Here is a 23,606-nt window from a genome sequence, read left to right as displayed (position 1 = left end):
GTGTAACGATGGCCTGCGTTACCATGAGCGCCCCTGGATAGAACCTCGCCCATGAAGACGTTTCTGCTGTTTGTCGCCACCGCGCTCGCCGAGATCGTCGGCTGCTATCTGCCTTATCGCTGGCTGCGCGAAGGCGCGAGCGTCTGGTTGCTGGTGCCCGCGGCCGCGTCGCTCGCGCTGTTCGCCTGGCTCCTGACGCTGCACCCGAACGCGGCCGGTCGCACGTATGCCGCGTATGGCGGCGTCTACGTGTTCGTCGCGATTCTCTGGCTGTGGGGCGTCGAAGCGATCCGCCCGAGCCCGTGGGATTGGGCCGGCATCGCGTTCACGCTCGCCGGCATGGCCCTGATTGCGTTTCAGCCGCGCTGAAAACGCATGACGCTGGCGCTCAGGCCAACGCTCCAGCCAGCGTATTGACCTCGGGGAATTTCGCGCGGAACGCCTTCGGCATCGGCACGACCTTCTTTGCCTCGTAGTCGAAAAACACGAAGCCCGATTTCGCCATCGCGATCAGCGCGCCGTCCGTGGGGCGCGTGATGCGAAAAATGATGTCGCCGCCGTATTTGTTGAAATCCATGATGCCGACTTCGAAGCACAACTGGTCGCGGGCATAGGCTTCGGCGCGGTAGGTGGTCGCCAGATCCGTGACGATGATGCTCGTGTGCGCGTCCTTCATGTCCTCGATACCGGCGTCGAACAGGAAGCGCGCGCGGGCCTCGGAAATCATCGAGATCATCGAATCGTTCGCGAGGTGATTGGCCGAGTTGATATCGGTGACGCGCACGGTGAGGTGGGTCGAGTAGTAATACTGGTCTTCGGGAAAATGGAGCTCGATGCGGGCCATGACGCGTTGCCTGAACTGATGCGGGGTTTGTCTCGGTGTTGTGCTTGACTGCGGGGCGTTTGCGGCGGGGTCGGATCGCCCGCCTGGGGCAATTCGCCGCAGCCAGTGCGCGATTGTAGCGGCTGACGCGCTTCCTGGCGCCCCCGTCGGCAGCGATGTGCCGCAAGCGATTCGTCTTCGGAATGCGGGTGCGGGAGCGTTGACACGGCGCGCGGGCAGGGCGCACTCTCGAACGGATCGGCATCAGGCGCGCAAATTGCTGCTATGAGGCACTGTCCGCAACGGGCACTGATGGTGGCAAACCGATGTGGCAACCCCAGCAGCAGGCCAGGCGACATACCAGGCGGCAAGCCAGACCCAGCCCCCACGGGAGACCTCATGACCGGTGAAGCAGAGCGCGACGACGGAAGCGAGGCGCGCCAGCACGCCATCCGCACCGTCGTGGACGAGGCCATTGCGGCGGTCGGGCAGGGCCTGCAGCAGCGCGCGCAGCCGCTGGACGCCGGGGTGGGCATGGCCGCGCTCGTCGGCGCTTTCGACTGGTCCGGCACGCCGCTCGGCGCCTACGCAAGCTGGTCGCATAGCCTCAAGAGCGTCGTGCGCCTGATGCTCGCTTCGCGCTACGCGATGTGGCTCGCCTACGGGCCCGATCTCACGTTTCTCTGCAACGACGCTTACCGGCCAACGCTCGGCGGCAAGCAGCAATTCATCGGCTTGCCCGCGCGCGAAGTCTGGGCGGAAGTGTGGGCCGAGGCGGGTTCGCGCATCCAGCACGTGCTGACCACCGGCGAAGCGACCTGGGACGAAAGCCTGCTGCTGTTCCTCGAACGCAACGGTTTCAAGGAAGAGACGTATCACACGTTTTCCTACGGCCCGGTTCATGGCGACGACGGCGCGGTCGAAGGCATGTTGTGCGTCGTGACCGAAGACACGCGGCGCATCCTCTCCGAACGTCGTCTCGCGTCTGTGGCGCAACTGTCGGGCGCGGCGCGCAGCGCGCAATCGGTCGCGGGTGCGTGCGACGAGATCGTCGCCGCGCTCGACGCCAACCGGCACGATCTGCCGTTCGTCGCGCTCTATCTGCTGGGCGAGGATGGCGCGCTCGCGCACCGCACGGCGTCCAGTCACGCCGATTCTCCGCATCTGGCCGCCGATGTGGCGCTGCACGGCGCGCATGCCGGCACCCTCGGGCTCGCATTCGCCGAAGCCGCGCGCTCGGGCGCGCCGCTGGAGGCTGACGCGCTCGCTGGCCTGCTGCCTGCGCCTTCGGTCTGGCCCGAGCCGGTGAGCCGCGCCGCCGTCGTGCCCTTGATGCGTGCAACCGGTCGTGCGGATTCCGCCGCGCCCGCTGGCGCGAACGGCTGTATCGGCTTTCTCGTCGCGGGTCTGAGCCCGCGGCTGCGATTCGACGACGATTACCGCCGCTTTATCGAACTGGTCGCGGCGCAGGCGGGCAGCATTGTCGAAGCCGCGCGCGCGGTCGAAAACGAACGTCGGCGCGTCGAGCAACTGGCCGCGCTCGATCGCGCCAAAACCACGTTTTTCTCCAACGTCAGCCACGAACTGCGCACGCCGCTCATGCTGATGCTTTCGCCGCTCGACGACCTCGTTGCCGCCAATCACGATCCCGCGCAACTGGCTTTGCTGCGTCTCGCGCGCCGCAGCGGCCACCGGCTGTTGCGCCTCGTGAATTCGCTGCTCGATTTCGCGCGGATCGAAGCAGGGCGCATCGACGTCTGCTACGAGCCGACCGATCTGGCGCGCCTGACCCAGGACGTAGCGAGCACGTTCCGGTCGGCGATCGAGCGCGGCGGGCTGGCGTTTCGCGTGCAGTGCCGGCTCGACGAGGCAGTGTATGTCGACCGGCAGATGTGGGAAAAGATCGTCCTGAATCTGCTCTCGAATGCCTTCAAGTTCACGCTGGCCGGGCGCATCGGCGTGAGTCTCGCGCGCCATGGCGCGGATGCGCTGCTCACCGTCGAAGACAGCGGCAGCGGGATTCCGGCGCACGAAATGCCGCGCCTGTTCGAGCGCTTTCATCGCGTGGAGGGCACGCAAGGGCGCACGCAGGAAGGCTCGGGCATCGGTCTCGCGCTGGTCTACGAACTGGTCAAGCTGCATGGCGGGCGCATCGAGGCGTGGAGCGAGCCGGGGCACGGTTCGCGCTTCACGGTGAGCGTGCCGCTTGGCAGCGCGCATCTGGATGCGGCGCATCTGCGCGCCGCCACACCAGGCGCGTCGAACTTTGCCGCCGCGTTTGCGGCGGAGGCCGCGGGCTGGCTGGGCACGCCAGGCGTAGGGAAGGCGGACGGCCAGGCGGCGTCGGCGGACAAAGCCGCCATCGGCGAAACCGACGGCCTGCGGATGGACCCAGCGGCGAGCGCGGCGTTCACGGGCTTGCGCGACCGGCGTTTCGCGATGACCTTCGGCTCGCGCATTCTGCTGGTCGACGATAACGCCGATATGCGCGCCTACGTCGGCACCTTGCTCGCCAGCGCCTATCAGGTCGATCTCGCCGCGGACGGCGTGCAGGCGCTGGAGATGGCGCGCCGCCATCGGCCCGACCTGATCGTTTCCGACGTGATGATGCCGCGCCTCGACGGCTTCGGCCTGCTTGCCGAAGTGCGCCGCGATGCGGCCTTGCGCGGCGTGCCGGTGATCCTGCTGTCGGCGCGCGCGGGCGAAGAGTCGCGCCTCGAAGGCCTCGACGCTGGCGCCGACGACTATCTCGTCAAGCCGTTTTCCGCGCGCGAACTGGCGGCGCGGGTGGGCGCGCTGCTCGAACGCACGCAGATTCGCCGCGCCAACGAACAACTGCTCGAACTGGCGCTCTCGAGCATTCAGGATCAGTTCTTCCTGCTCGATCAGGACGCGCGGCTGACGCTGGTGAATCCGCGCTTTCTGGAACTGGCCGGCAAAACCGCGACGCAGGCGCTTGGCCAACGGCTCGTCGATGTCTGTCCCGAAGCCGCGACCAACGGTTTTGCCGAAGCCTTGCAAGCCGCGCTGGTCGCGCGCGAGGCGCGCCAGTTCGAAACGCGCTGCCTCCACACGGGCCGCTGGTTCGAGACGCGCATCTATCCGGCGGCCGAAGGCGCCGCCGTGCTGATGACCGATGTGACCGAGCGCAAGGACGCCCAGGAATCGATCCGTCTGCGCACCGCGCAATTCGAAACGCTCATGAACGAGGCGCCGCTGGGCGTCTATCTGGTCGATCGCGACCTGCGCATACGCGAAGTGAATCCGGCCGCGCGGCCGTTTTTCGGCGATGCGGCCGAGTTGATCGGCGAGGACGTGAGCGCCGTGATGCGGCGAGTCTGGAACGCGCCTTACGCCGAGGAAATCGTCGATATTTTCCGGCGCACGCTCGAAACCGGGCAGCCGTATCACACGCCCGAGCGCATCGAGGCGCGGCGCGATCGCGAAGGCAGCGAATGCTACGAATGGGAAGTGCACCGCACGCCGTTGCCCGACGATCAGTTCGGCCTGGTCTGCTATTTCCGCGATATTTCGGCGCACGTGCGCGTGCGTCAGCAGCTAGAAGAAGCCGATCATCAGAAGGACGCGTTCCTCGCCACGCTCTCGCACGAACTGCGCAACCCGCTTGCGCCGATCCGCAGCGCGGCGGCGATTCTGGCTTCGGCGTCGCTCACGCCCGGGCAACTGGCGTGGGCCACCGACGTGATCCGCCGTCAGGTCACGCATATGTCGGGACTGCTTGACGATCTGCTCGACCTCGCGCGCATCACCTGCGGCAAGCTCGATCTGCGCCGCGACGTGGTGAGTCTCGCGGGCGTGATCCAGACCGCCGTGGAAGCGTCGCGGCCCTTGCTGGAGCGCAAGCGTCACGCGCTTGTCGTACATGCGCCGCTGCCCGATGTGCTGATCGACGCAGATGCGCTGCGGCTGGCCCAGGTCGTATCGAATCTGCTCAATAACGCCGGAAAATACACCGATCCGGGCGGCCATATCGAACTGACGATCACGGTGTCCGGCGACTCGGTCGAACTCGCGGTGAAGGATGACGGCATCGGTCTGCCGCCCGACGCGCACGAGCGCCTGTTCGCGATGTTTTCGCAGATCGACGCGCGCTCGACGCGTACCGAAGGCGGGCTGGGTATCGGCCTCGCGCTCTCCAAAGGGCTCGTGCGGCTGCACGGCGGCACGATCCACGCGCGCTCGGCCGGGGCGAACCTGGGCAGCGAATTCCGCGTGATTCTGCCGATCGTCGTGCCGACACAGCCCGAGCGCGCCGCGGCCGATGAACCGGGTGACGCGGCGCGCAGCACGCGCCGCGTGCTCGTTGTCGACGATAACCGGGACGCGGCGGAAAGCCTCGCGTTGCTGCTGTCGATCTCGGGCCACGATGTGCGCGTGGCGCATGCGGGCGAAGAGGCGCTGGCGCTCGCGGCGGTGTTTCGTCCGCAGACGGTGCTGCTCGATCTCGGCATGCCCGGATTGAGCGGTTACGACGTGGCGCGTGCGCTGCGCGCGATGCCCGAATCGTCCGAGATGGTGGTCGTGGCGCTAACGGGCTGGGGACAGGAAGAAGATCGCAAAAAGACCGTCGCGGCGGGCTTCGACTGGCACATCACCAAACCCGCCGATCCCGACCAGATCATGCTGCTGCTCACGCGCTCGCGCCGCGAATTGCTGGGCGAACGCGGCGCGGGCGTGCCGGTGGCGCGGCGTGGGCTTTGAGGCATACGCCGCGCTTGAATACCGGGCGCGTTCCGGCGGCGCATCCGAGGGCGGATCGCCAAGCGGCGGAGGCGGCGGCACGTCGCCGTCGGGCAAGGGCGGCGGCGGCTTGGGATGGGGATCGAGCGGCTCCTCGGTGGGTAAATGCGCGTGGAGCGCGTCGATAGCGGCAAACGAGGCAAGCGGCGAGGCGAGCGGCATAGGCATCCTCCTGACGATGCGATGACTACGAGTGCCAATGTCGGTTGCAAGGCGCGTGCCGTGGCTGGAACGCCGGTTGCGCAAAGCACGTCCGGCCGGCGACGGGCATGTGGCTTGCGCCGGGGTGTTTGAAGTCTGGCAACGCTCGGACGACAAACATCCACAACCATCGTCGAGGGGGAAAACATCATGAAAACTCGCGCCAGTTCGCTCGCGTTTGCGCTGATGATCGCGGCTTCGGGCCTGGCCGGTTCGTCGCTCGCTTATGGCCAGGGCACGCCGCAGTCGATCGCCGTGCAACGCCTGGCAACGGTTCAGTCCGGGACGGGTTTTAGAGCGTCGAAACTGGTCGGCTCGGATGTGTATGACAACAACGGCAACAAGATCGGCGAAATCGACGATATCGTGCTCGAGTCGCCGAATGCCGGCGCGTTTGCGATTCTTTCGGTGGGCGGCTTTCTGGGCATGGGCAAACACCTTGTTGCCGTGCCGTTCAACGATCTGCAGATCAGCGCCAAGCAGATCGTGCTGCAGACGGATAAGTCGTCGTTGAAGGCGATGCCGGAGTTCAATTACGCGAAGGAGTAAATTTGCGGCGATTTGAGGTGGCTAAGGAGGGCTTAGCTACCTCAAATAAAAGTTCGATAATTTATGTTATGTAAAATCATAAAAACACGGCGATGAAGCCGTCAAACCGCCTCTCGCCCTGCGTCCCAGCGCCGTCAATCCGCGCTGGGTTTGCTTGTCCTGCACCTTATTCCATGCGATGTGCAACGGCTCGCGCCGGAATGCGCCGCGCGCCAGCCTCGATCGCCGCCGCACAATGCGCGCATCGCCCGAAGATCACCAGACTCGCGCTCGTGTACGTGAATTCGCGCGCGGCGGCGATCGTCGCGTGCTGCGCCTCGAGTTCGCTGTCGTCGATATCGCGGATCGTGCCGCAGTCGTTGCAGACCAGATGCGAATGGCGCGTGCCACGGTTCAGTTCATACACGACGCGTTGCTCGCCGATCCACGCGTTGGTGATCAGCCCGGCCTCCAGCAACTGCGCCAGCGCGCGGTAGACGCTCGCGAGGCTGCATTGCTCGGTGTCCGGCGGGACGCGCCGGAACACCTGATCGGCGGTCATGTGTTCGTTCGGATTTTCGTGAAACAGTTGCAGCACGGCGACCCGACTCGACGTCGGACGCATGCGGGCACGTTTCAGATCTGCGTAGATCGCTCTCATTACATCGGATACATTTTCGGACCTGACCGACAGTCTCGTCGGCGCTTGCTTAAGGCTTGCTTAAGCCCCCGCGATGCGCTGCGGTTTATGAGATCCGCGGGTCCGAAGCTTTCATTCCGATGACGCGCGATCGTTGCCGGATCACGTTTGCTGGCGGCTGTTCGTGCTCGCGTTACACCGGCGGACGAGTGCCCGTCGGCTTCCCTGCCCCGGTGTTTATCTGGGCGCCGTCACGACGACATACTGCACCTGCGCGCCCACATACTGCGGCTGATACCAGGTCGCGCCGCACTGCTCGTAAGTCGCGCCGCCGACCACGACGGCCGTGCACGATGGCGGCAGCGTCGCGACCATCGAGCCGACCACGGCCGCCGTCACGCCGACCGTCACCGCTGCGGCCACCGGATCGACGTACCAGCCGCCGCCCCAGTAAGGCGGCGGAGGTGGCGGCGGCCCGGGCGGATGCGGGCCCGGACCCGGGCCTGGGCCGGGTCCAGGTCCTGGCCCAGGAGGATGCGGTGCTGGCGCGGGTCCAGGACCAGGCTGCGGCCCTGGCGGATGCGGATGCGGATTGGGATTCGGATTCGGCTGAGGCCCCGGCGGATGCGGCTGCGGCCCAGGCCCCGGTTGTCCGCCATGAAACTGCTCGCCACCGCCATTGGCGCCTGGGCGCGTATGCATCTGCTCGCCGCCGCCGTTGAATCCAGGCCGCGTATGCATCCCGCCGCCGCCAAAATTCCCGCCCATCGGATGGATGCTCGTGCGCGCCATGCCGCGAAACGCCAGCGCCTCACCCGAGGCCAGCGCCATCGACATCGTCAGCGCCGCCGCGATTGCCCGTTGCGTAGTCTGGCCGCGCATCATTGAGCCTCCACATCGGACGTTTGCCCCGACGTCGAGTCGGCAGGCTGGAGCTCGATCTGGCGCGCGCCGGCACGCGGCCGGAACACGAACGTCGAAGGCGCGAACACCGGATTCAGCCGCCAGTGATACGTCACCTCATGGCGCGGGCGCGAAGTCTGGGTCGTATCGGTGATGATCATCTTGCACGGCAGCGGCCGGCGCCCCGCTTCGATCCACAGTTCCCAATCCACGCCCTGCTGGCGGTAGGCGTAATGCGTGCAACTGCGCGTATCGACTTTCTCGACGCCGATCGTCTGCGCCGACGTAATCGCCAGATCGTCCGATTTGCCGTTGCCCCAGTAAAACAGATCGACGAGCGGTGTTTCGATGTGCCAGTTCGCGGCCAGGTCGTGGACCAGACCGTCGAGCGTGGGCGGCGCATCGCGTCGCGCGTAGAAGCCCTTTTTCTGGTTGTAGATCGTGAAGCGGCGGCCGTCGTAAAAGATGCCGCGCACATTGCCGTCGCCGGTGATATCGGCGCGCAGACGGTCGGGGCGCTTGACCTTGAGCACCGTATGGCGCAGCAGCGCGGCGTTCTGGCCGTTGTCGAGCACGGCGTCGGTGGCCGAATCGGCATCGACTTCGAACGCGTGCAAGGTGCGCAGATACGTGCCCATTGCATCGAGCGCATCGGTTGCGTGCGCATCGATCGCGCTCGACGCGCCGCCGTTCTCCGTGCTGTCGGTGCCCAGATCGTTGAGCGGCGAAGGCACGTTCGATTGCGCAGGCGCTCGCTCGCCCGACGTTTCCTGATGCGCGCAGCCCGCGAGCGTGACTGCGCCGAGCAGCGCCACGCCCATCGAAAGCGATAACTTCGTGCCGTTGAATCGAGGCAACGCGCGCCGATTGACTCCAGGGAAGACTCTTTTATTCACATCGTCTCCTGACTGAAAGATCGCTTGATCCGACCGCCGTTCCCTCGTTCTCCTGTCTCGCCGTGCTTCCCTGCATCGATGCACTTTTGCACGGACGGCGATGACGGTCGGCGAAGCGCATCGACGCGGCACAGCGTCGCGCACGCTTCATAACGCCGAGCTTAGCAGTTCCCAAAACTTCGTCACATGAATGCGCGCGCTCGCGCGGGTGCGTGCCGGGCTTTATGTCGAGCGGCATGTCGGGCTTCACGCCGATGGCGTTGCCAGGTGAGGTGCTCCGTAAAACCCCTGGTCGGTGTCGATAAAACCTCGCGTTATCATCCGTTTGCGATTTATAGAACGACGTTCTCCCAGATAGAATGATCGCCGAAACGCAACGACACATCACACAACGCGAACTGCGGACGTCATGCCGCAGCTTCTGCTCAGGAGACGCCACCATGTCCAGTCTGCCGCTACGCGCGACCCACGCGCCGCCTCGCGATGCCGCCGCGCCCAGCTCCGCGGCACAGATCAACGCGCGCATCGACCGATTGCCGGCCACACGCGCGGTCTGGTCGCTCGTGCTGCTGCTCTCGCTGGGCGGCTGGTTCGAGTTCTACGATCTGTTCTTCACCGCCTACGTCGGCCCGGGCCTCGTCAAAAGCGGGCTTTATTCGACCACCACGGCGTCGTTCTTCGGCTTTTCGGGTCTTGGCGCCTTCGTGGCCGCTTCGTTCGCGGGCCTCTTTATCGGCACCTTCTGCTTCACGAGACTCGCCGACCGCTATGGCCGCCGCACGATGTTCACGGCCTCGCTGCTCTGGTATTCGGCGGCCACTTTTGTGATGGCGATGCAGACCAGCGCCCCGGCGATCAACCTCTGGCGTCTGATCGCGGGCATCGGCGTGGGGATCGAACTGGTCACCATCGACACCTATGTGAGCGAACTCGTGCCCAAACACATGCGCGGGCGCGCCTTCGCCTTCGTGCATCTCGTGCAGTACACGGCGGTGCCGGCGGTGGCGCTGCTGGCGTGGTGGTTCGTGCCGCGCGCGCCACTCGGTTTCGACGGCTGGCGCTGGGTCGTGATGTTCGGCGCGTGCGGTGCGCTGATTGCGTGGGCGATTCGCCGCCGCGTGCCCGAAAGCGCGCGCTGGCTCGCACAGCGCGGACGCTACGAGGAAGCCGCACGCGTGCTCGCAACACTCGAAGCCAAAGTCGAGGCGCAATACGGTCGAGCGCTGCCCGCGCCTTCCTTCGATACCGCAAGCACGGCGCACGCAACGCCGGCCAAAGCGCGTTTCGCCGAACTCTGGCAGCCGCCGTATCGCCGCCGCACGATCACCCTGCTCGTCTTCAACCTGTTTCAGGCGATCGGCTTCTATGGCTTCGCTTCCTGGGTGCCGACGCTGCTCGTCTCCAAAGGCGTGACGGTCACGCACAGCCTGCTCTATTCCTTCGTGATTGCCGCGTCGAATCCGTTCGGTCCGCTGATCGGCATGGCGATCGCCGACCGCATCGAGCGCAAGACGCTGATCGTGCTGGCCGCGCTCGCCATTGCGGTGTTCGGCACGCTGTTCGCGTTCCAGACCGCGCCCGCGATGCTGATGTTGCTCGGCGTGCTCATCACGCTGGGCGGCACGCTGCTATCGGTCGGCTATCACGCCTATCAGGTCGAACTCTTTCCCACGCGCATGCGCGCCACGGCGGTGGGCTTTGTCTATTCGATGTCGCGCCTTTCCGCGATGTTCTCGGGTTTCATGATTGCGTTCGCGCTGCGTCATTTCGGCGTCCCGGGCGTCTTCGCGCTGATCACCGGCGCGATGGTCATGGTGATGGCGGCGATCGGCCTGTTCGGCCCGCGCACCACGCAGCGCTCGCTCGAAGAAATTTCCCATTGATGCTTTAAAAACAGGCTGGAATCACGATGTTGCCTCTCTCTGGAGTACGCGTTCTCGATCTGTCGAACGTGCTTGCGGGCCCGTTCTGCGCCTATCAACTCGCGCTGCTCGGCGCCGATGTCACCAAGGTCGAGCACCCCGAAGGCGGCGATCTCGCGCGCCGTCTGGGCGCCGACAAGGACGCCGCCGCGCGCAATATGGGCGCGTCCTTCGTGGCCGTGAATGCGGGCAAGCGCTCGATCACGCTCAATCTCAAGGACGCGCGCGGCAAGGCGATCCTGCTCGAACTCGTCAAGGACGCCGACGTGCTGGTCGAGAATTTCCGCCCCGGCGTGATGGATCGCCTCGGTTTGGGATTTGATCAGCTATCCGAAGCAAATCCGCGGCTGGTGTATTGCGCGATTTCCGGTTTCGGCGAAAGCGGCGAACTCGCGCCCCGCCCTGCCTACGATCAGATCATTCAGGGCATGGCCGGCGTGATGAGCGTGACCGGCGATGCCGCAAGCGCGCCGTTGCGCGTGGGTTATCCGGTCTCGGATACGGTGGGCGGCCTCACCGCTGCGTTCGGCATCTGCGCCGCGCTGGTCGATGCGCGCACGAGCGGGCGTGGCCGGCGGCTCGATGTGTCGATGCTCGAATCGGCGCTGGCCAGCATGGGCTGGGTCGTGTCGAACTATCTCAACGCCGGCGTCGAGCCCACGCCGATGGGCAACGAAAACTTCACCGCCGCACCCTCCGGCACCTTCGCAACCGGCGACGGCCTGCTCAACATCGCCGCCAACGAAACGCGCCAGTTCGAGAGCCTGTGCGAGGTGATCGGCCGCCCGGATCTGCCGCAAGACGCACGCTATGCCGCGCGCCATCTGCGCAAACAGCATCGCGCCGAACTCAAGGCCGATATCGAAGCCGCGCTCGCCGCCGATAGCGCCGCGAACTGGGAAACGCGTCTGCTCGCGCGCGGCGTGCCGGTGGGCCGCGTGCTCACGGTGCCGCAGGTTCTGGCGCATCCGCATCTGGCCGAACGGCGCTTCGTGCGCGAATTCGCGCCCGCGCATGGCGAGGCGGGTCAACGCGTCACGCGTGCCGGGCTGCGCCTGTCCGACGCCGATGCCGCGCCCACCACGCCCGCGCCCACGCTGGGCGCTCACACGCGCGAAACGCTCGCGCAACTCGGTTACGACGCTGCGCAGGTGGAAACGTTGCGCGCGCAAGGAGTGATCTGAACATGTCCAACACGCAAGACAACCGCAACGCCGACCTCGCCGCGCTGTGCGCCGACTACTGGCGCACCTCCATCATCGATATTCATCCGGGCTCGATCAAGGTCCGCGGCTACCCGATCCAGGAACTGATCGGCCGCGTGAGTTTTCCGCAAATGATCTGGCTGATGCTGCGCGGCGACCTGCCCAGCGACGACGAAGCCGCGCTGCTCGAAGCGGCGCTGGTGGCCTCGGTCGATCATGGCCCGCACGCGCCGTCGATTGCGATATCGCGCATCGCCACGAGTTGCGGGCTGCCGCTCAATGGCGCGATGGCCTCGGCGCTCAACGTGCTCGACGATGTGCATGGCGGCGCGGGCCAGCAGGCGGTCGAGCTTTACGCGGCGATCGGCGAGCGCATCGATGCGGGCAGCGCGCTGGACGATGCGGTCGAACAAGGCGTCGATGCGTTTATCGCCGAACACGGCAAATATCTGCCGGGTTTCGGGCACCGCTTTCATCCGGTCGATCCGCGTGCGGGACGTCTGCTGGAAATGGTCGATGTCCGCGTCGAACGCGGCGTGATCGGCGGACGTTATGCAGCGATCGCGCGCGGTATCGAAGCGCTGCTGAAAAAGCGCAAGGACAAGCCGGTGCCGATGAATATCGACGGCGTGACCGCCGTGATTTATGCCGAACTGGGCTTTGCGCCCGAGCTTGCGCGCGGTGTGTTCTGCCTGTCGCGGGCGGTGGGCATTCTCGCGCACGCATGGGAGCAGCGCGGCCGCGGCGAGCGCAATAAAGGACCGATGCCGCGCCAGATGGCTTACGCGTACACCGGCCCGGCGGAGCGTCATCTACAAGCCGAACACGAAAACGACAACCACAACGAAAACAAACGCTGATTCTGCAGACGCTTAAGCGTGTTCAGGCGCGCGCGCGCTGCTGCGCGGCGCGCAGCGCGCGCGAATCGCCGCCCAGCGCATCGGTTGCGCGCGCGGCGCAATCGAATAGCGCATCGAGATTCGCCTCGACGAACGCATGGTCGATGCGCGAACTCGGCCCCGCGAGCGTGAGCACGCCGCGCAGCGTGTCGTGCACGCCGAACACCGGCATCGATACGCCCGACGTCTCCCGGTCGCGCTCGCCCACCGACATGCAGTAAAAATCGCGCCTCGTCTGATCGTGGCTCTCGCCCGGCTCGCCGCCGAAGGCGAGCAGCGCGCGCCCGCCCGAACCGGTTTCGAGCGGCAGCACATCACCTTCGCGCACATGATGGCGCACGACATGTTTCGAATCGACGCGATGCAGGCACACGCGCACTGCGTTGTCGCGCACGTAGAACGACACGCTCTCCCCGCTTTTCTCCATCAGCTCGCGCATCAGCGGCAGCAGGATATCGCCGAGATTCAGGCCGCGTTGATAAAGCGCGCCCAGCGCGAACGTCGCCGGGCCGAGCTGGTAGCGGCCATCGTCCAGACGCAGCAGCAGCCGATGCTGGATCAACGCGCCGGCCAGGCGCAGCAGCGTGCTCTTGTAGAGCCCTGTGCGCGCAGCAAGCTCGGCAAGCGTGAGCGCGCTATCCTCGGGACGGAACGCAAACAGGATGGCGCACGCACGGTCGATGACGGCGACGCCTTCTTCTTTTTTGGGCGCAGGTTGGACGGATGAGTCCGCGGACATGACGATCGAAGCGGGATGGGAACGAGCCTGATTTTACGCGATCCCCCGTGCAAGCCGCGACCTTGTCCGTATGCACATGTTTTGCACTTGCCTTGATGGATGCCGGACGGATGCCTGAATCGCGTTGCTCCGGCGCAGACACGTCGACTACCCTGCGACTTGCGCGCGGCACGGGCTGCTTCGTCGCCGCATGCTCTCTCAACCAGTCCGATGGAAAGGAACGCCATGTCCGATACGAAGACGAAGAAGGCATCGAAAGACGCTGCGCCGCAATCCGGCGAGAGGCCCGACGAGAAGCCCAACGGCAAGCCCGACGACAAACTCAGCGACAAAGCCTACGAGAAAACGCTGCGTCATCTGCACGAGGAACTCGTGAAGATGCAGGAGTGGGTGGTCAAAAGCGGCGCGAAAGTCTGCGTGCTGTTCGAAGGCCGTGACGGCGCGGGCAAAGGCGGCACCATCAAGGCCATCACGGAACGGGTGAATCCGCGCGTGTTTCGCGTCGTGACCACGCCCGCGCCCACCGAGCGCGAGAAGAGCCAGATGTATTTCCAGCGCTATCTGCCGCATCTGCCCGCGGCGGGCGAAGTCGTGATCTTCGACCGCAGCTGGTACAACCGTGCGGGCGTCGAACGCGTGATGGGTTTTTGCACCGAAGAACAGGTGCAGGAGTTTCTCACCACGGTGCCGTTGATCGAGCGCGCCATCGTGCACTCGGGCATCATCCTGCTCAAGTACTGGCTCGAAGTCAGCCCGGAAGAACAGACGCGCCGCCTCGAAGCGCGTATCACCGACGAGCGCAAGATCTGGAAACTCTCGCCGATGGATCTGGAGTCTTACCATCGCTGGTTCGACTACTCGCGCGCCCGCGACGAGATGTTCGAGAAAACCGATACGAATTTCGCGCCGTGGTTCTATGTGCACTCGGACGACAAGCAGCGCGCGCGCCTGAACATCATCGCGCATCTGCTAAGCAAGGTGCCTTATGAGGCGGTGCCGCGCGACAAGGTCAAGCTGCCGCACCGCCAGAAGCCGAACGGCTACGTGGAACCCGATTACGCGTATCGGCACGTGCCGTTGCAGTACTGACTTCGCCCGGGCTTTGCTTTTTACTTTGCGTGCGCCGGGTTCGCCTGCGCGACCGACGCGCGCATCGTCACGCTCACGTCGAAGCGCCGTTCGATGTCCCACTCCGTGCCGTAGCACTGGTTGATCAGCCAGCGCACGGCATTGCGCGTGAGTTCGGCCGTGGGAATGTGAACGGATGTGAGCGCAGGCGCCATATAGGCCGCCGAATAATCATCGTCGTAGCCGATCACGGACACATCGCGCGGCACCGAAATACCCGCATGCTGCAGCCGCGCAAGCGCCGACATCGCCATGGTGTCGTTCGCGCAGAACAGGCCTGTGAAGCGCCGTTTCGAATCGAGCAGCCGCCCCGCTGCCGCATAGCCGCCTTCGGGCGAGAAGTCCGACATGATGAGCGGCACGCGCTCGCGTTCGATGCCGTGGCGTTCGAGTTCGGCGAAAAAACCATCCAGACGCGCCTGGTTGTCCGAGGAACTCGCCGTACCGCCGATCGCCGCAATCTCGCGGTGGCCGTGCTCGATCAGCGTGCGGGCCGCCAGTTCGCCGCCGTGGAAGTGGTCGGCGCAAAACGATGCATCGGGCAACTGGTCGAACGCGCGGTTCAAAAACGCCATGCGCGGATGCAGCGCGTGCAGCATGCCCAGATCGTCGTCGTGCAGATCGTGGCTGATGACTACCACGCCGTCGCAATCGCGGCCAATCAGAAAGCGCACCGCCTCGATCGCCTGCTCGCGCGGCGAGGCTTCGCCGCAGCCCGTCGCCACGACCACGTGACGGCGCACCGCGCGCAGCTCGGTATCGGTTTCCTTGAGTATCGTGCCGTAGTACGAGCCGAAGAACGTCGGCACGAAGATGCCGATGATGCCGAGCGACTGCGTCGCCATCGCCCGGCCGATCGACGATGGCCGGAAGTTCAGCTGATCGATCGCCGCCTGTACGCGCGCTACCGCCTCGGCCGATACCGGCCCCTTGCCCGAGATCGCGCGCGAGGCGGTGGAAAGGCCCACGCCAGCGAGTGTTGCCACGTCTTTTAGGGTTGCCACGTCTGGTTCGTCCCTTGGTCTTTTTGTCGTGTCGCAGCGTGCTTGCGACCTGCTTACAGCCGCTCCGAGTTCGCTTCGTCGAACAGCGATACCTGCGATGCATCGATCTCGAACGGCACCGGCGCCCCGCCTGCGAGCGGCGCCTTGTCCTGATCGATCGATGCGATCTGCGCGCCATGATAATCGAGCCAGAGCACACGATGATTACCCATCGGTTCCAGCAGGGTGACCTTGCCTTGCAGCGCATCACCGCGCGCGCCCGCGCCCGCGCGCACATCCTCGGGACGCACGCCCAGTATGCAGGGCTTTGTCAGATCTGGCGCGCCTTTGAAGGCGTAATTCGTGACATCGACGGAAAGTTGCGGGCCGCGGAACCAGAGCTTGCCTTCGTCGGCTTCGAGCGTGCCGCGCAACAGGTTCATCGGCGGCGTGCCAAGGAAGGTCGCCACGAACAGATTTTCCGGGCGTGCATAGACTTCGGCGGGCGTGCCGAACTGCTGGATCACGCCGCCCTTCATCACGGCCATGCGCGTGGCGAGCGTCATCGCTTCGACTTGATCGTGCGTCACGTAGATCATCGTCGCGCCTAGCTGCTGGTGCAGTTGCTTGAGTTCGCGGCGCAGTTCCGTGCGCAGCTTGGCATCGAGATTCGACAGCGGTTCGTCGAACAGGAACACATCGGCTTCGCGCACCAGCGCCCGGCCGATCGCCACGCGCTGGCGCTGGCCGCCCGAGAGCTGCGCGGGACGGCGCGCGAGCAGCGGGCCGAGCTGGAGCATGTCGGCGGCGCGTTTGACACGGCGCTCGATCTCCGGCCTGGGCGTGCCGTTGATGCGCAAGGCGAACGACATATTGCGCTCGACATTCATGGTCGGATAAAGCGCGTAGGACTGGAACACGAGCGCTACGCCACGATCTTTCGGGTCGGCCCAGGTCATGTCCTCGCCGCCGATCTCGATGCTGCCGTCCGTCACGTCGATCAGGCCCGCGATGCTGTGCAGCAAGGTGGATTTGCCGCAACCCGAAGGGCCGAGCAGCACTACGAATTCGCCCGCGCGCACGTCGAGGTCGAGGTCCTCGATCACGGTGTTCGCGCCAAGCTCGATGCGCAGATTGCGCACCGATACGTTTGCCAGGTTCGTCATCGCTTATGTCTCGCTTGTATTACGCCTAGTGCCTGATTTAGCCCTTCACCGCGCCCGACGCGATACCGCGCACGAACCAGCGCCCCGACACGAAATAGATCGCCAGCGGCACGAGCGAAGTGAGGATCGTCGCGGCCATGTTGACGTTGTAGAGCCGCTCGCCGGTGGTGGTGTTGATGATGTTGTTGAGCTGCACGGTCATCGGCAGATTGCGGGTGCCGGCGAAGACGAGGCCCAGAATGTAGTCGTTCCAGATGCCCGTGACCTGCATGATGATCGCCACCACGATGATGGGCACCGACATCGGCAACATCAGTTGCGCGAAGATGCGCCAGAAGCCGCCGCCGTCGATGCGCGCCGCCTTGAACAGTTCCTGCGGCAGCGACGCATAGTAATTGCGGAACAGCAGCGTCATCACCGGCATGCCGAAGATCGTGTGGATCACCACGATGCCGGGCAGCGAACTGAACAGATGCACGGTCGCCAGCACGCGCACGAGCGGATACACCATCACCTGCACCGGAATGAACGCGCCCGCGAGCAGCACGGCGAACAGCAGGCCCGCGCCGCGCGGTTTCCAGAACGACAGCGCATAGCCGTTCACCGCACCCACGACGATCGAGATGATCGTGCTGGGCACGACGATGCGCACGGAATTCCAGAAGCCCACGCGAATGCCCGCGCATTCGAGCCCCGTGCACGCCGACGACCAGGCGTCCTGCCAAGGCGCAAGCGTCAGGTGGCGCGGCAATGCCAGCAGATGACCGAGGCGGATTTCCTCCATCGGCTTGACCGAGGTGACGAGCATCACATAGAGCGGTAACAGGAAGAACAACGCGGCGATAATCAGGAATCCGTAGATACCCAGGCGGGCCGGGGTCAAACGGCTGCGCCTGGGTTTTCCTTTCGTGCCAGGCATAGCGCGTTTAACGCGCGGAATGGCGCCGGATGAATCGGTCAACGGCGCGCTCATGCTCGTTCTCCTTTGCTGGCCATGCGGTTTCTCGCATAGAGCACCGGCGCGAGAATCGCGAGCACGGTGGCGAGCAGCACGATCGACGCGGCCGAAGCCAGGCCGATATTCGCGCGGTTGAACAGATAATCCATGATGAACTTGCCGGGCACTTCGCTGGCCGTGCCGGGGCCGCCTTGCGTCATCGCGACCACGGCGTCGTAGAGCTTCACGACCATCACGAAGAGCAGCACGAAGGCGGTGGACATCGACGTTTTCAGCATCGGCACGACGATGCTCGCGTAGACGCGCCAGCGCGGAATGCCGTCGAGGCGCGCGGCCTTCCAGATTTCCTCGTCGATGCCGCGCAAGCCCGCGAGCAGCAGCGCCATCACCAGTCCCGACGCCTGCCAGACGGTGGCGATCACGAGCGTATAGATCGCGAAGCGTTGCGAAACGATCCAGTCGAACTGCGCGTGCTCGAAACCCATGTGCCGCAACACCGCCTGCACGCCGAGTTCAGGGTTCAGAATCCACTGCCACACCAGGCCGGTCGCCACGAACGACATGGCATACGGATAGAGAAAGATCGTGCGCAGCGCGCCTTCGGCGGCCACGCGCTGATCGATGAAAATCGCCAGCAGCAAACCGATCACAAGACAGGCGGCGATAAAGCAGACGCCGTAGATCGCCAGGTTTTGCAGCGACACGATCCAGCGTTCGGTTTCGAACAGGCGCACATACTGCGTGACGCCCGCGAAAGTGTTCGACGGCAGCGAGCGCGAATAGCTCATCGACACGCGTGCGGTCCACAACATCGTGCCCAGATACGCGAACACGACGGTGGCCGCCATCGGCAGCAGCGCGATCCATGCGGCGAGCGAGACGCGCCGCCGCATGGGGCGCACTGCACGCGCCTGCCGTTTAGACCGTTGTTTGGCTTCGTCCAGCTTGAGCGCGTACATGGGCATCTAGCTCTTGATGGCCGTGGCGAACGCCTTCTGCGCGTCCTCGACCGACTGGTTCTTGTTCCAGAAGTTGGTGATGACGTCCTGGAGCGAGCCCTGCACATCGGGCGGAATCAGCATTTCCGGGTTGGGCAACTGACGCGTCTTGTCCTTCATGATCGCCATGCCCTCCTTCGCGCAGACGTCGAAACCGGCGGTATCCACGTCGAGGCGAATCGGAATCGAGCCTTTCTTCTCGCTGAACGCGGCCTGCGCTTTCGGCGATGTCATCACCGACGCCAGCAGTTGCTGCGCCTTCACGGCCTGCGGATTGTCGGTCTTCGGGAACACGAAGGCATCGCCCGCGATCATGTACGGCGAATTCGCAAAACCCGGGAAGCAGCCGAAGTCCTTGCCCGCAACCTGCTTCGCGTTCGAGAACTCGCCCTTGGCCCAGTCGCCCATGATCTGCATGCCGGCCTTGCCCGAAATCACCAGCGCCGTCGCATCGTTCCAGTTGCGGCCCGGCGAGCCGGAATCGACGTAGTTATGCAGGCGTTTGAAGGTGGCGAGCACGTTCTTGAAGGCCGGCGAATTGACCGCATTGGCGTCGCGATCGCGATAGACCTTCATGTACAGATTGCGGTCCATGTCGGCGAAGATCGCATCGAAAGTGATCTTTTCCTGCCACGCCTGGCCGCCCAGCGCGAGCGGAATCACGCCCGCTGCCTTGAGTTTGTCGAGATCGCTGAACAGTTCGTCCATGCTCTTCGGCTCGTTGGCGATGCCCGCTTTGGCGAATACCGGCTTCGAGTAGAAGAACCAGTCCTGCATGTGAATATCGACCGGCGCGGCGTAGAAATGGCCATTGACCTTGATCTGATTGAGCACCGAATCCGGCAGGATGGCGTTCCAGTTTTCCTTCGTGGCGACCGCATCGACATTATTCAGGAGTCCCTGGTCGATCAGGTCGTGAAACTGCTTCGACGTATTGAACTGCGCGGCGGTGGGCGGATCGCCGCCGACGATGCGGTTGATGGCCGTGGCGCGCGCCTGGTCGGCGCCCGCGATTGCGTTGTCGACCCACTGGCCGCCCGCCTGATCGTAGGCTTGCGCGAACTGCTTGATGGCAGCCGATTCGCCGCCCGAGGTCCACCAGTGAATCACATTGGCCTTGAGCGGCGCGTCCGCGGCGTGGGCGGCGAGCGCTCCGGCCAATGCCAGCGCGGCCGCGATGGCGCGCAGGACAGGTGCGTTTTGCTTCATTACGTCTCCTCCGGTTATGCCGGTTTTATCTGCGGGTACATGAAGTCAAACTATCGCGGTGTTACGGGTGGCTGGCGCGCGCGGTCCTGCGGCTTGTGACTTCCCCTGTTGACGCATTCTCGCGGCGCGCAGCCGGTACTGCAATTACGGTTAATACCGTTCTCTGATTAATGGCCTTCGCGTGCGTTGCGCTCGGCGATAAAGCGCGCGATCAATTCGGCGCTGCGCTTTTTGGTGCGCTTTTGCGTGTCGTAATCCACGTGCACGACGCCAAAGCGCCGCTCGTAGCCGAAGGCCCATTCGAAGTTGTCGAGCAGCGACCAGACGAAATAGCCGCGAATATCGACGCCCTTCTTGATCGCCGCATCGACGGCCGCCAGATGGCGCTTGAGAAACGCGATGCGCTGCGCGTCGACGACTTCGCCGTCCTGCACGCTATCGTCCGACGCCATGCCGTTTTCGGTGATGTAGACCGGCGGCAGCTTTTCATAGGTGTCGTGAAAGCCGACCAGCAGATCGCGCAGGCCGTCCGGGTAGACTTCCCAGCCCATCTGCGTGCGCTCGACATCGGGCAGCGGCACTTCGGTGTAGCCGTGCGCGCCGTCGCTTTTCACGTTGGTGCGGAAATAGTAGTTGATGCCGAGGAAATCGAGCGGCGTAGCGATCGTTTCCATATCGCCATCGAGAATCAAGGGTTCGGTGCCCGGCCAGAGTTCGAACAGTTCCGCCGGATATTCGCCCTTGAGCAAGGGATCGAGAATCCACGCGTTGTGCTGCACTTCGAAGCGGCGCGCGGCGGTGATATCGGCGGCGCTGTTCGAATTGGGCGTGCCGCGCCCGACGTTCGCGACGATGCCTTTGGCCGATTTCGCATCGTTGGCGCGCAACACCTGCGTCGCGAGACCGTGGCCGAGCAGCAGATGGTGCATCGCCTGGGTCGGATAACGCGGGTTCGCCAGGCCCGGCGCATGATGGCCGTTGCCGTAGCCCAGATAAGCCGAGCACCACGGCTCGTTGAGCGTCATCCAGGAATCCACCAGACCGCGTAGTTCGCGGCTCATCAGATCGGCGTAATCGGCGAAACGGTAGGCGGTGTCGCGATTGAGCCAGCCGCCGCGATCTTCCAGATGCTGCGGCAAGTCCCAGTGATAGAGCGTCGCGAAGGTCTGGATGCCCTGCTCTTTGAGGCGTTCGAGCAGGCGCTTGTAAAACGCGATGCCCTTCGGGTTCGGGCGGCCCGACGCATCCATCACGCGCGGCCAGGCGATCGAAAAGCGATAAGCCTCGAAATTCAGGTCCTTGAGCAGATCGAGATCGCCCGCCCAGCGGTGATAGTGATCGCAGGCGACGGCGCCCGTGTCACCGGCCAGCACCTTGCCGGGCGTGGCGCTGAAGGTGTCCCAGATCGACGGCAGACGGCCGTCTTCGGTAGCGGCGCCTTCGATCTGATACGAGGCGGTGGCCGCGCCGAGCAGGAAGTCGCGGCGCCAGAGCGCGGAGTCAGGCGACGGCGTGAAGGCGTCGTCTTCGAGCGTGGCGGTTGAGGCGGAATGCAGCGAAGCGGATGAATCGTGTGTCACGAATGCTCCTGCGCGAAGTCTGGCCAGTCCATCGTAGCGCGAGGCGCGCCGCGATGGTTCCGGCCTTCCGGTGGTTGGAGTGGAAGCGCTTCCACAGCGCTTGAGGCGCACGATATCAGCCGCCAAAACGCGCGGGCAATCAGGGTTTTTCTGGAGCTTTTTAAGTAGTTTGCGTGTAGGCGCGCAAGAGCGGCGGCTGGCCTTGCCGCCGCCGCTCGTCTAGATTGATGCGGATTGGTTCGATACGCGCGTCAGGCGTCGGCGTGCGCGTCGAGTTCGGGATGCACGGCGGCGAGCGCCTCGTGCAGGGTCGTGTAGATGTTTTCCGCGCCGATCACGGGCGTAATGCCGTGGCGGTCCATATCGGCGCGCAGATAGCGGTTCACGCGGCCGAAAATCACGTGCACGCCGCTATTGCGCAGCGATTCGCACAATTCGTTGACCGAACGACCTGCGGAATAATCGACATCGGTAATGGCTGCGGCATCGATCACCAGCCAACGCACGGGCGCAGGCGCACCGTCGATCAAACGCCGCAAATCGTCGACGAAAAAATGATCGTTCGCGTAGAAAAGGTCTGCGCCAAAGCGATAAACGATCAAGCCGGGCGCGGTCATCTGCCCCGCTTGCGCGGGCACGGGCATCCAGCGTCCCGCCTCGTTCGGCATCAGCACCATCGTATGCGGGCGATAGCTATGACGCACATGACGCAGCAGCGACAGCCCGATCGCAATCAGAATGCCGTTCTCCACGCCGATCACCACGACCGAAATCGCTGTCACGACGGCAAGCCGGAATTCGCCGCGGCTTTCCGCGCGCATGTCGATCAACTGGCCGATATGCACGAGACCCACGGCAATCGTGAAGACGATCGCAGCCAGCACGCAACGCGGCAGATACTGCAACCAGCGGCTAAAAAACAGCAGCACGACCACCACCACGCCCGCAAATACAAGCTGCGCAAACTGGCTGCGTGCCCCGGCCTGATCGCCCATTGCCGTTTGCGTAGGACTGCCATTGACCACGAAAGCGCCGCTGATTGCAGCGGTTGCATTCGCCGCTGCGAGACCGAGCAGATTGCGGTCTTCATCGACACGTTCGCCGTATTTCTCCGCGAAAGCGCGACTCGTCGCAGCACTCTGCGCGACGATGATGACGAAGCACGACGCCGCCACCTGCAGCAGATCGATCATCTGAAACCAGCCTACGCCGGGGAAGTCGATATGCGGCAAACCGCCTTCCACCGGCCCTGTAATGGCAATGCCGTGGCCCGCGAAATCGAAGCTCGCACTCGCTGCGATGCCGCCCACGACCGCAAGCAAAGGCACCGGCCAGCCGGGCTTCAAACGCTTGAAAAGCAGAATCGTCGCGACGACCAGCGCGGAAATGGCGAGCGGCTGCCAGTGAATCGTGTTGAATTGCAGGACGATCTGCTTGATCTGCAGCACCGTGCGCCGCGAGCTAAACGGAATGCCCAGCATATCGCCGAGCATCGCCACGCCAACCTGCATGCCCACGCCGGTGAGGAAACCCACCAGCACAGTGCGCGAGAGAAAGTCGGCGAGAAAGCCCAGTTTGAAGATGCGCGCGAGCAAGAGCATCGCGGCCGTGAGCAAGGCCGTCATGCCGGCCAGCGCGACATATTCCGCGCTGGAGGGCGCGGCCATCGTCGAGAGCTTGCTGGCGAAAATGGTCGCCGTGGCCGAATCGGCGGCCACCACCAGATGACGCGAAGCGCCAAATAACGCGAACGCAATCAGCGGCAAAAAGCCCGTGTAAATGCCGGTCACCGCAGGCATGCCCGCAATGCGCGCGTAGCCAAGCAACTGCGGGATATTCATCGACGCGAGCAGGACACCGGCTTTGGCATCGCGCAATGCGCCTTCGCGCGTGATCGGCCGCACGCCTCTGAACAGGTCAAGCGCCATGGCAGCGTCCTTTCGATTCTTGCATCCGCAACGTCTCCTCCGTGAATCCTCGATGAAAAATACACAGCACGAATAGCGACGTATCTTAGCGCGGCCCCTTCTGCCTCGCCGTCTAAAAGGCACTTGAAAGCGCGAGCAA

At 64.5% G+C, this 23,606-nt stretch carries 19 protein-coding genes; 7 read left to right on the top strand and 12 right to left on the bottom strand.

All coding sequences use genetic code 11. From position 1 onward, the window contains the following. Positions 1-51: 51 nt before the first annotated feature. Positions 52-369 (top strand): YnfA family protein, encoded by a 318-nt coding sequence (locus U5A67_RS26585; protein ID WP_321816507.1) that lies wholly within the window; start codon positions 52-54, stop codon positions 367-369. 19 nt (positions 370-388) lie between these two features. On the opposite strand, the gene U5A67_RS26580 is transcribed toward U5A67_RS26585, so the two are convergent. Beyond that, positions 389-844, bottom strand: coding sequence for a thioesterase family protein (locus U5A67_RS26580; RefSeq protein WP_321816506.1), 456 nt, complete (start codon positions 842-844; stop codon positions 389-391). A 378-nt stretch (positions 845-1,222) separates the two neighbouring features. On the opposite strand from U5A67_RS26580, the gene U5A67_RS26575 reads away from it, so the two are divergent. Together U5A67_RS26575 and U5A67_RS26570 are read left to right on the top strand one after the other, a co-directional pair. Continuing rightward, on the top strand, positions 1,223-5,545 hold the full coding sequence (locus tag U5A67_RS26575) for an ATP-binding protein (protein ID WP_321816505.1): 4,323 nt from the start codon (positions 1,223-1,225) through the stop codon (positions 5,543-5,545). A gap of 390 nt (positions 5,546-5,935) precedes the next feature. Then, complete coding sequence (locus U5A67_RS26570; RefSeq protein WP_241023217.1) at positions 5,936-6,334, top strand: PRC-barrel domain-containing protein; 399 nt, start codon at positions 5,936-5,938, stop codon at positions 6,332-6,334. 166 nt (positions 6,335-6,500) lie between these two features. On the opposite strand, the gene U5A67_RS26565 is transcribed toward U5A67_RS26570, so the two are convergent. The 3 genes from U5A67_RS26565 to U5A67_RS26555 all read right to left on the bottom strand — a co-directional run bounded on the left by U5A67_RS26565 (position 6,501) and on the right by U5A67_RS26555 (position 8,752). Next, positions 6,501-6,938, bottom strand: a complete 438-nt coding sequence (locus U5A67_RS26565) for a Fur family transcriptional regulator (protein WP_241023218.1) — start codon at positions 6,936-6,938, stop codon at positions 6,501-6,503. 252 nt (positions 6,939-7,190) lie between these two features. Next, positions 7,191-7,838 (bottom strand): DUF6515 family protein, encoded by a 648-nt coding sequence (locus tag U5A67_RS26560; RefSeq protein ID WP_321816504.1) that lies wholly within the window; start codon positions 7,836-7,838, stop codon positions 7,191-7,193. Continuing rightward, positions 7,835-8,752 (bottom strand): DUF2092 domain-containing protein, encoded by a 918-nt coding sequence (locus U5A67_RS26555; RefSeq protein WP_321816503.1) that lies wholly within the window; start codon positions 8,750-8,752, stop codon positions 7,835-7,837. Before U5A67_RS26555 ends, U5A67_RS26560 begins: the two co-directional genes overlap by 4 nt. 440 nt (positions 8,753-9,192) lie before the next feature. Between U5A67_RS26555 and U5A67_RS26550 the strand changes: the two genes are divergently transcribed. Genes U5A67_RS26550 through U5A67_RS26540 form a run of 3 tightly spaced genes read left to right on the top strand, consistent with a single transcriptional unit; the run spans position 9,193 to position 12,739 of the window. Beyond that, positions 9,193-10,635, top strand: coding sequence for an MFS transporter (locus tag U5A67_RS26550; RefSeq protein WP_321816502.1), 1,443 nt, complete (start codon positions 9,193-9,195; stop codon positions 10,633-10,635). Between the two features lie 26 nt (positions 10,636-10,661). Then, positions 10,662-11,858 carry a CoA transferase gene (locus U5A67_RS26545; RefSeq protein WP_321816501.1) on the top strand — a complete coding sequence of 399 codons (1,197 nt, stop codon included), beginning with the start codon at positions 10,662-10,664 and terminating at the stop codon, positions 11,856-11,858. 2 nt (positions 11,859-11,860) lie between these two features. Beyond that, the gene (locus U5A67_RS26540) at positions 11,861-12,739 is read left to right on the top strand and encodes a citryl-CoA lyase (RefSeq protein ID WP_321816500.1); all 879 of its coding nucleotides are present in this window, start codon (positions 11,861-11,863) and stop codon (positions 12,737-12,739) included. Positions 12,740-12,761: 22 nt separating this feature from the next. Here the strand turns inward: U5A67_RS26540 and U5A67_RS26535 are convergent, their stop codons facing one another. After that, on the bottom strand, positions 12,762-13,517 hold the full coding sequence (locus U5A67_RS26535; RefSeq protein WP_205981634.1) for an IclR family transcriptional regulator: 756 nt from the start codon (positions 13,515-13,517) through the stop codon (positions 12,762-12,764). Between the two features lie 225 nt (positions 13,518-13,742). On the opposite strand from U5A67_RS26535, the gene ppk2 reads away from it, so the two are divergent. Then, positions 13,743-14,606, top strand: coding sequence for a polyphosphate kinase 2 (ppk2, locus tag U5A67_RS26530; protein WP_321816499.1), 864 nt, complete (start codon positions 13,743-13,745; stop codon positions 14,604-14,606). A gap of 20 nt (positions 14,607-14,626) precedes the next feature. On the opposite strand, the gene U5A67_RS26525 is transcribed toward ppk2, so the two are convergent. From U5A67_RS26525 to U5A67_RS26495, 7 genes are all read right to left on the bottom strand, one after another. Further along, positions 14,627-15,649, bottom strand: a complete 1,023-nt coding sequence (locus tag U5A67_RS26525) for a substrate-binding domain-containing protein (RefSeq protein ID WP_321816498.1) — start codon at positions 15,647-15,649, stop codon at positions 14,627-14,629. Between the two features lie 53 nt (positions 15,650-15,702). Further along, on the bottom strand, positions 15,703-16,794 hold the full coding sequence (locus tag U5A67_RS26520) for an ABC transporter ATP-binding protein (RefSeq protein WP_205981637.1): 1,092 nt from the start codon (positions 16,792-16,794) through the stop codon (positions 15,703-15,705). A 37-nt stretch (positions 16,795-16,831) separates the two neighbouring features. After that, positions 16,832-17,713, bottom strand: a complete 882-nt coding sequence (locus U5A67_RS26515; protein WP_321816558.1) for a carbohydrate ABC transporter permease — start codon at positions 17,711-17,713, stop codon at positions 16,832-16,834. A 50-nt stretch (positions 17,714-17,763) separates the two neighbouring features. Next, the gene (locus U5A67_RS26510; RefSeq protein ID WP_321816497.1) at positions 17,764-18,711 is read right to left on the bottom strand and encodes a sugar ABC transporter permease; all 948 of its coding nucleotides are present in this window, start codon (positions 18,709-18,711) and stop codon (positions 17,764-17,766) included. Positions 18,712-18,717: 6 nt separating this feature from the next. Next, complete coding sequence (locus U5A67_RS26505; RefSeq protein ID WP_205981640.1) at positions 18,718-19,959, bottom strand: ABC transporter substrate-binding protein; 1,242 nt, start codon at positions 19,957-19,959, stop codon at positions 18,718-18,720. A 167-nt stretch (positions 19,960-20,126) separates the two neighbouring features. Continuing rightward, positions 20,127-21,539: a GH1 family beta-glucosidase gene (locus tag U5A67_RS26500; protein ID WP_415767946.1), complete on the bottom strand. Its 1,413-nt coding sequence runs from the start codon at positions 21,537-21,539 to the stop codon at positions 20,127-20,129. Positions 21,540-21,790: 251 nt separating this feature from the next. Next, positions 21,791-23,467, bottom strand: a complete 1,677-nt coding sequence (locus tag U5A67_RS26495; protein WP_321816496.1) for a SulP family inorganic anion transporter — start codon at positions 23,465-23,467, stop codon at positions 21,791-21,793. Positions 23,468-23,606: the final 139 nt, after the last annotated feature.

Origin of the sequence: Paraburkholderia sp. J69-1 (assembly GCF_905220255.1) — a bacterium.
Classification (GTDB): Bacteria; Pseudomonadota; Gammaproteobacteria; order Burkholderiales; family Burkholderiaceae; genus Paraburkholderia.
The sequence above is the reverse complement of the archived record's forward strand: the minus strand, read 5'-3'. Positions and strand labels throughout refer to the sequence as shown.